The organism is Streptomyces sp. NPDC054841 (assembly GCF_053611045.1).
In genome coordinates this window covers 1-7956 of the sequence record NZ_JBSGZO010000407.1, presented here as the reverse complement: position 1 = coordinate 7956, position 7956 = coordinate 1, and the positions used below count along the sequence as shown (strand labels likewise).

Below are 7956 nucleotides of genomic sequence, written 5' to 3'. Positions count from 1 at the left end.
GCCGCGGAGCGCTTGGCTCCGCGGCCGTCCGCCGTTTCAGCTGCCCTCGGAGGCGGGTGCTTCCGGTGCTTCAGGACCAGGCGGCCACGAAGTACCCGACGCCGTACGGGGCGTCCTCGTACAGCAGCTGTCCTGCCAGGCCGGCACCCTTGGCGGCGCCCGCGAGCACCTGCCAGGGGGCACGGCCGGCCGCCTTCAGCACGTGCGCGAGGGACGCGTCCAGCTCAGTGAGTGCCTCCGTGTCCGCCGCGCCCAGGGCGCAGGCCGCCTCGGCGTCGAAGGCCGCCGCGCGCTCGTCCAGATAGCCGGGTGCCTTCAGGGTGCGGCAGGCGCTGCCGTCGCCCATCACGAGCAGCGCGACACGGTCCGCGCGGGCCGCGAGTTCCCGGCCGGTCTCCGCACAGCGCTCCGCGGCCAGTTGCTCGTCGACGCCGAGTCCCTCGACCGGGACGCCGGCCCACCGGGCGCGGTCGAGCAGCCAGGCGGCGACAGCGAGCGACACGGGAAGGGGACGCTGCGGCGCCGGGCCGTCGGCCGGGCCCAGGTGTACGTCGACGTCCACGCCGAACCCGTGGAAGGAGCCCCGCGCGCCTTGGGGGTACGAGCCCAGCTCGTCGGGCTCGGCGGGGCCGACCACGATGAGCCGGTCCGGCCGAGAGGCGGCCAGCACGCTCAGGGCGTCGGCGCAGGCGGTCCTGGTGGCGGCAAGCTCGGGCGCGGCGCCGGCAGCCACATCCGGCACAAGGAGCGGGGGGCTGGGGCAGACGGCGGCGGCGACAAGCATGATCGCAGCGTAATGCCTGGCGGTGGTGGGGGTCGGGTGAGGTCCCAGCACCCCGGCGCGCTCCGGCAGTCGTGCGCCGGTAACCGCATCGCGCCCGCCCGGGACGGCCGGGCGGGCACTGTCGTCGTCAGCCGACTGCCGAGCAGCCGCCGGTCGGAGCGGGCAGCGGGGCCGGGACGCCCACCGTGGGGAGGCCGAGCATGACGCCCGGCTGCTCCGGCGGTGCGGCGTTGCGCTTCTGCCAGGCGTCGCCCGCGCGGGTGCGGCGGACAGGCGTCGTCTCGCCCTCGGCGAGGAGGTGGTGCGGGGCTGCGTAAGTGATCTCCACGGTCACCACGTCGCCCGGGCGGACCTCCTCGGCGGGCTTGGTGAAGTGGACCAGGCGGTTGTCGGGGGCGCGGCCGGAAAGGCGGTGCGTGGCGCCGTCCTTGCGGCCCTCGCCCTCGGCGACCATGACCTCGAGGACCCGGCCGACCTGCTTCTTGTTCTCCTCCCAGGAGATCTCCTCCTGGAGCGCGACCAGTCGCTCGTAGCGCGCCTGGACGACCTCCTTGGGGATCTGTCCGTCCATCTCGGCGGCCGGGGTGCCGGGCCGCTTCGAGTACTGGAAGGTGAAGGCCTGCGCGAAGCGCGCCTCGCGCACGACGTGCATGGTCTGCTCGAAGTCCTCCTCGGTCTCGCCGGGGAAGCCCACGATGATGTCGGTGGAGATCGCGGCTTGCGGAATCGCCGCGCGGACCTTCTCGATGATGCCCAGGTAACGCTCCTGCCGGTACGAGCGGCGCATCGCCTTCAGCACCGTGTCCGAACCGGACTGCAGCGGCATGTGCAGCTGGGGCATCACGTTCGGCGTCTCGGCCATCGCGGCGATCACGTCGTCCGTGAAGTCGCGGGGGTGCGGGGAGGTGAAGCGGACGCGCTCCAGCCCCTCGATCCTTCCGCAGGCGCGCAGCAGCTTCGAGAACGCCTCGCGGTCACCGATGTCGGAGCCGTACGCGTTCACGTTCTGGCCGAGCAGGGTGATCTCGGAGACGCCCTCGGCGACCAGCGCCTCGACCTCGGCGAGGATGTCTCCGGGCCGGCGGTCCTTCTCCTTGCCGCGCAGTGCGGGGACGATGCAGAACGTGCAGGTGTTGTTGCACCCGACGGAGATGGAGACCCACGCGGCGTACGCGCTCTCGCGGCGCGTCGGCAGCGTCGACGGGAAGGCTTCGAGCGACTCCGCGATCTCGACCTGCGCCTCTTCCAGCATGCGGGCGCGCTCCAGCAGCACCGGCAGCTTGCCGATGTTGTGCGTACCGAAGACGACGTCGACCCACGGCGCCCTCTTGACGATGGTGTCGCGGTCCTTCTGGGCCAGGCAGCCGCCGACGGCGATCTGCATCCCGGGCCGCTTGGCCTTCATCGGGGCGAGCCGGCCGAGGTTGCCGTAGAGCCTGTTGTCGGCGTTCTCGCGTACCGCGCAGGTGTTGAAGACGACGACGTCGGCCTCACCCTCGCCGGCGCCTTCGGGCGCGCGGACGTAGCCTGCGTCCTCAAGCAGGCCGGACAGCCGCTCGGAGTCGTGGACGTTCATCTGGCACCCGTAGGTGCGCACTTCGTATGTTCCCTTGACGTCCACTGCTTCGCTCCGGTCGCTGCTGGTCATTCCTCCAGGGTAAGGGGGCGCCGGGCAAGCCCTGGCCCCGAGCCGGTCGGGGGATCGGGCCGCTGGGATCCCGGGCGGGGTCCGGCCCTGGGCCTTCGGATCGGTGGTGGACGGTCGACGAGCTTCTCCAGGCACTCTGCGCGTACCGATCCGGGCGGCGGGGCCGTCCGGAGGGAGCCTCCGCCAGGGGGGCCTGGCCATCACGGGAAACGAGATGGCAGGATTCGCGCCATGTCCACGGCCCTGTCCCGAATCAGCCGCCGCCGCGCCCTGCAGGGTTCCGCCGCACTGGCCGTGGTGTGCGGGCTGCTGCTGTGGTGGCTGCTGCCGCTCGGCGAGAGCACGCCGAGCGGGCGGCTCACGTTCAGTACGGGCGTGAAGACCGGGGTCTACCAGCGCTACGGCGAGCTGCTGGAGGGCGCGCTCGCCCGCGATCTGCCGAAGGTCTCGATAGATCTGCGGACCAGCGAGGGGTCGCAGCAGAACCTCGCCTGGGTGGCGAGCGGTGAGGCCGACTTCACCATCGCCACCGCGGACGCGGTGGCGAAGTACCAGCGCGATGCCAAGCCGGGCTCGGACCGGCTGCGCGGCTGCGCGCGGCTGTACGACGACTACGTACAGCTGGTCGTTCCGCAGGGCTCCTCCGTACAGACCCCGGCGGACCTGCGCGGCAAGCGCGTGGGCGTCGGCCAGCAGGGCTCGGGTGTCCGACTCATCGCCGAGCGGGTGCTGACGGCGGCGGGCCTCGATGCCGAGCGGGACGTCAGTCCGCTCTCCGCCGGCATCGACACCATGCCGGGCCTCCTGGAGCGGGGCGATCTGGATGCCTTCTTCTGGTCGGGCGGGCTGCCCACCGGTGCCGTGCAGAACCTGTCGCAGCGCTTCCCGGTCCGGCTGGTTCCGGTCGAGGACCAACTGATCCGCCGGGTCCACACCACGGGTGAGGCGACGCGCTACTACCACTCGGCGGTCATCCCCTCCGATGCCTACCCCAAGATGGGCGCCAGGGCCCCGGTGCAGACCGTCGCCGTCGCGAATCTGCTGGTCACCACCGACCGTGCGGACCCGGAGCTGACCGAGCGGTTCACCCGCACCGTGATCAACAGCCGGGATCGGATCGGACGCGAGGTACATCCCGCGCAGCTGGTGGACCTGCGGACGGCTATCTACACCGACCCGCTGCCGCTGCACGACGGGGCACGCCGGTACTACCGCTCGGCCAAGCCGTAGCCGGTACTACCGCTCGGCCAAGCCACAGAGGCGCCGGAACCACCGCCCGGTCAAGCCGTAGGCCGTTAGGGCCGTCTGCGGACGGCCCGGCCCTACGGCGCGGCCGGGACGTTGGCAGGCCTCCCGGCCTGCACCGGCGCCCAGCAGGCCCCTTGCCCTCCCCCGCGGCTCCCTGGAGCCGCCTCCACGCCGCTCAGGCCGCCGGAGGCGTCCGCGGCACCGAGACCGTCACCCGCAGGCCGTGCGGTTCGTGGTGCGCGTAGGCGATCGAGCCGCCGCCCGCCGAGAGCAGCGCACGGCTGATGGAGAGACCGAGGCCCGAGCCCTTCACGTTCTGATGACGGCCGCTGCGCCAGAAGCGGTCACCGATCCGGGTCAGCTCCTCCTCGGTGAGCCCGGGGCCGCCGTCGGTGATCACGATCGTCGAGGTCTCCCCGTCGGCGGAGGCCGTGACGGTGACCTCCTCTCCCCCGGGCGTGAACTTCAGGGCATTGTCGATCACGGCGTCGAGGGCGCTGGAGAGCGCGATCGGGTCCGCCCAGGCAGTGACCGCGGGGCCGTGCCCGGTGAGCCGTACGCCCTTCTCCTCCGCGAGCGGGCGCCAGGCCGCGACCCGCTCGGCCGCCAGCGCGCCGATGTCCGTGAGCCGGATCTCGGCGGAGGCGTGCTCGGCCAGCGCCAGATCCAGCAGATCGTCGAGCACCTGGGCGAGCCGCATGCCCTCGGTACGGACGGACGCGATCTCCTCGTTCCCCTCGGGCAGTTCGAGGGCGAGGAGCTCGATCCGCAGCAGCAGCGCCGCAAGAGGATTGCGGAGCTGGTGGGAGGCGTCGGCGACGAAGGCGCGCTGCTGCTCCAGCACTTCCTCGACGTTGTCGGCCATCTCGTTGAACGAACGGGCCAGACGCCTGAGCTCCGGGGGCCCACCGGCCGCCGCCACGCGCGAGTTCATCCTGCCGGTCGCTATGTCGTGGGTGGCGGCGTCGAGGATGCGGACGGGACGCAGCACCCAGCCGGTGAGCCGGACCGCCGCGCCGACGGCGAGCAGCATCGCCGCGGACTCGCCCGCCGCGATCAGCAGCCAGCCGTTCAGAATGCGTGAACGCAGCTGTCCGGTAGGCGAGTCGGTGACGACGACCGCCACGACGTCGCCGTCCCGTACGACCGGCGAGGCGACGACGATCCGGGCGTCCCGCTGCCACGGCCACACCTGCGGCGGATCGTGGCTGCGGCGGCCGAGCAGCGCCTCCTCGAAGGCCCGGCGGCCATCACCGGAAGGGGGGATCTCCCAGAACCAGGGGGCGCGGGCCATGGGCACGTCGCTGCGGTAGAAGACGCCGGCGTACATCCCGTACACGTCGTTGTAGCGGGTCAGTTCGTCCTCGAGGGTGGCCCGGCGCTCGTCCTGTCCGGAGATGCCGTCGGTGACGAACTGGGCCTGGGCGGCGAACCGCGCGGTGTCGTCCAGCCGGTCGACCACGACCTGCTGCTGCTCCGCCGCGGCGAGGCTCACGGCGAGCGGGAAGCCCAGGGCGAGCAGCACGCCCGCCATGAGGACGATGAGCAGAGGGAGAAGGCGGGTACGCAAGGGAAGCGGATGCCTTTACGCGGCGGGTGCGACCAGGCGGTAGCCGACGCCGCGTACGGTCTCGATGAGGGCGGGCATACGGAGTTTGGAGCGCAGCGACGCGACGTGCACTTCGAGCGTCCGTCCTGTGCCCTCCCAGCTCGTGCGCCACACCTCGCTGATGATCTGCTCGCGCCGGAAGACGACACCGGGCCGCTGGGCGAGCAGCGCCAGCAGGTCGAACTCCTTGCGCGTCAGCTGTACGGCCGTGCCGTCGACGCTGACGCGGCGGGTGGGAAGTTCGATGGTGACGGAACCCAGCCGGAGGGCGCTGTCCGAGGCCGCGGCCGCGTCCTCACCGGGTGCGGTACGCCTGCTGACGGCGTGGATGCGGGCGAGCAACTCGCCTGTGTCGTAGGGCTTGACGACGTAGTCGTCGGCGCCGAGATTGAGGCCGTGGATCCGGGAGCGTACGTCGGACCGCGCGGTCACCATGATCACCGGGGTCGAGGTGAGTTTCCTGATCTTTCCGCAGACCTGGTAGCCGTCCTGGTCGGGCAGTCCGAGGTCGAGCAGGACGACACCGAAAGGCGGCTTGCCCCCGGCGGCAGCGGGCAGCACGGCCTGGAGCGCCTCCTCGCCGCTGCGGGCGTGGGTGACCTGGAATCCATGCCGGGCGAGCACCGCAGACAGGGCGGCCGCGACATGGTCGTCGTCCTCGACGAGCAGCAGCCTCACGGGCCTCCCTCAGGTCATAGCTCTCGCGTGTGTACAGGGCATGAACGCTGATTGCCGCCCGATGAGTCAAGAGGCATCCCGTTGCACCAGGGTTTCTGTTACCCACCCGGTACGGCGACCACCGCCCTGTTCACCCTGAGTGTCCGGCCGAAGCCGGATCGTTATGCTCAATTTCCCCTCAGATGTAATGACGCTGGTCGTTGTGCGTCACTACTGTCCTCCCAACCGAGGAGGACGGAGCAAGAAGCCGATGAGCGGAGTGTCAGTGACCAAGGGCGCCGAGGACGCCGTACCGGCGGCGGCGGACCTGGTCGTACTGAGCAACGTCAACAAGCACTTCGGCGCGCTGCATGTGCTCCAGGACATCGACCTGACGATCGCGCGCGGCGAGGTCGTGGTGGTCATCGGGCCCTCCGGGTCCGGCAAGTCCACGCTGTGCCGAACCATCAACCGGCTGGAGACGATCGACTCCGGCGTGATCACGATCGACGGGAAACCGCTGCCCCAGGAGGGCAAGGAGCTGGCCCGGCTGCGCGCCGACGTCGGCATGGTCTTCCAGTCGTTCAACCTCTTCGCACACAAGACGGTGCTGGAGAACGTCATGCTGGGCCAGCTCAAGGTCCGCAAGGCGGACAAGAAGGCCGCCGAGGAGAAGGCGCGCGCGCTGCTCGACCGGGTGGGCGTCGGCTCGCAGGCCGACAAGTACCCGGCGCAGCTCTCCGGCGGCCAGCAGCAGCGTGTCGCGATCGCCAGGGCGCTGGCGATGGGCCCGAAGGTGATGCTCTTCGACGAGCCCACCTCCGCCCTCGACCCCGAGATGATCAACGAGGTGCTCGAGGTCATGCAGCAGCTGGCGCGCGACGGCATGACCATGGTCGTCGTCACCCACGAGATGGGCTTCGCGCGGTCCGCCGCCAACCGGGTCGTGTTCATGGCGGACGGCAAGATCGTCGAAGAGGCCACACCCGACCAGTTCTTCAGCAACCCGCGCAGCGACCGGGCCAAGGACTTCCTTTCGAAGATCCTGCACCACTGAGTCTGTCCTGGATCAGCTGATCACCTCATCGCGTCAACTCTAGGGAAGTCACCATGAAGCTTCGTAAGGTCACCGCCGCTTCGGCCGCCGTGCTCTCGCTCGCCCTCGCCGCCACCGCCTGTGGCTCCGGCAAGAAGGACGACGCCGCGGGCGGCGGCTCCGCCGGCGGCGGGAAGATCACGATCGGTATCAAGATCGACCAGCCCGGTATCGGCCTGAAGACCCCGGACGGCAAGTACACCGGCTTCGACGTCGAGGTCGCCACGTACGTCGCCAAGGAACTCGGCTACGACGAGAAGGACATCGTCTTCAAGGAGACGAAGAGCGCCGACCGCGAGACGGCCATCTCGCGCGGTGACGTCAAGTTCATCGCGGCGTCGTACTCGATCAACGACAAGCGCCTGGCCAAGGTGGACTTCGCCGGCCCGTACCTGCTGGCCCACCAGGACATCCTGGTCCGCGCCGACGACAACTCCTTCAAGTCCCCGGCGGACCTGAACGGCAAGAAGCTGTGCTCGGTCACCGGCTCAACGTCCGCGCAGAACGTCCACGACAAGCTCGCCCCGAAGGCGCAGCTGCAGGAGTACGGTGGCTACTCCGAGTGCCTGACCGGCCTCGAGAACAAGGTCATTGACGCGCTGACCACGGACGACTCCATCCTCGCCGGCTACGCGGCGCAGGAGGCGTTCAAGGGCAAGTTCAAGCTCGCCGGCTTCAAGATGAGCAACGAGAACTACGGCATCGGCCTGAAGAAGGGCGACGCCGAGCTCAAGAAGAAGATCGATGCGGCGCTGGAGAAGATGGTCAAGGACGGATCGTGGGACGCGGCCGTGAAGGCGAACTTCGGCCCGGCCAACTACAAGAACGAGCCCGCGCCGAAGATCGGCAACATCGTCAAGTGAAGCAAGGCTGACGTGGTGCGCCGCCGGGGGTGCGGGGGCGGCGCGGTGCTG

General features: G+C 70.3%; 7 protein-coding genes. 3 read left to right on the top strand and 4 right to left on the bottom strand.

All coding sequences use genetic code 11. From position 1 onward, the window contains the following. Positions 1–70: 70 nt before the first annotated feature. Complete coding sequence (locus tag ACWGI8_RS34785) at positions 71–784, bottom strand: class III extradiol dioxygenase subunit B-like domain-containing protein (RefSeq protein ID WP_453667130.1); 714 nt, start codon at positions 782–784, stop codon at positions 71–73. A 127-nt stretch (positions 785–911) separates the two neighbouring features. Further along, the gene (gene miaB, locus ACWGI8_RS34780) at positions 912–2432 is read right to left on the bottom strand and encodes a tRNA (N6-isopentenyl adenosine(37)-C2)-methylthiotransferase MiaB (protein WP_453667129.1); all 1521 of its coding nucleotides are present in this window, start codon (positions 2430–2432) and stop codon (positions 912–914) included. Between the two features lie 231 nt (positions 2433–2663). Here miaB and ACWGI8_RS34775 point away from each other — a divergent pair, with 231 nt between their 5' ends. Then, entirely contained in the window at positions 2664–3662 is a 999-nt protein-coding gene (locus ACWGI8_RS34775; RefSeq protein WP_453667127.1) for a TAXI family TRAP transporter solute-binding subunit, read from the top strand. 193 nt (positions 3663–3855) lie between these two features. Here the strand turns inward: ACWGI8_RS34775 and ACWGI8_RS34770 are convergent, their stop codons facing one another. Beyond that, the gene (locus ACWGI8_RS34770; RefSeq protein ID WP_453667125.1) at positions 3856–5250 is read right to left on the bottom strand and encodes a sensor histidine kinase; all 1395 of its coding nucleotides are present in this window, start codon (positions 5248–5250) and stop codon (positions 3856–3858) included. A gap of 15 nt (positions 5251–5265) precedes the next feature. Next, the gene (locus ACWGI8_RS34765; RefSeq protein ID WP_453667123.1) at positions 5266–5967 is read right to left on the bottom strand and encodes a response regulator transcription factor; all 702 of its coding nucleotides are present in this window, start codon (positions 5965–5967) and stop codon (positions 5266–5268) included. A 250-nt stretch (positions 5968–6217) separates the two neighbouring features. Between ACWGI8_RS34765 and ACWGI8_RS34760 the strand changes: the two genes are divergently transcribed. Further along, positions 6218–7003, top strand: a complete 786-nt coding sequence (locus ACWGI8_RS34760) for an amino acid ABC transporter ATP-binding protein (protein WP_453667122.1) — start codon at positions 6218–6220, stop codon at positions 7001–7003. A 53-nt stretch (positions 7004–7056) separates the two neighbouring features. Next, positions 7057–7905, top strand: coding sequence for a glutamate ABC transporter substrate-binding protein (locus ACWGI8_RS34755; RefSeq protein ID WP_453667121.1), 849 nt, complete (start codon positions 7057–7059; stop codon positions 7903–7905). Positions 7906–7956 lie beyond the last annotated feature (51 nt).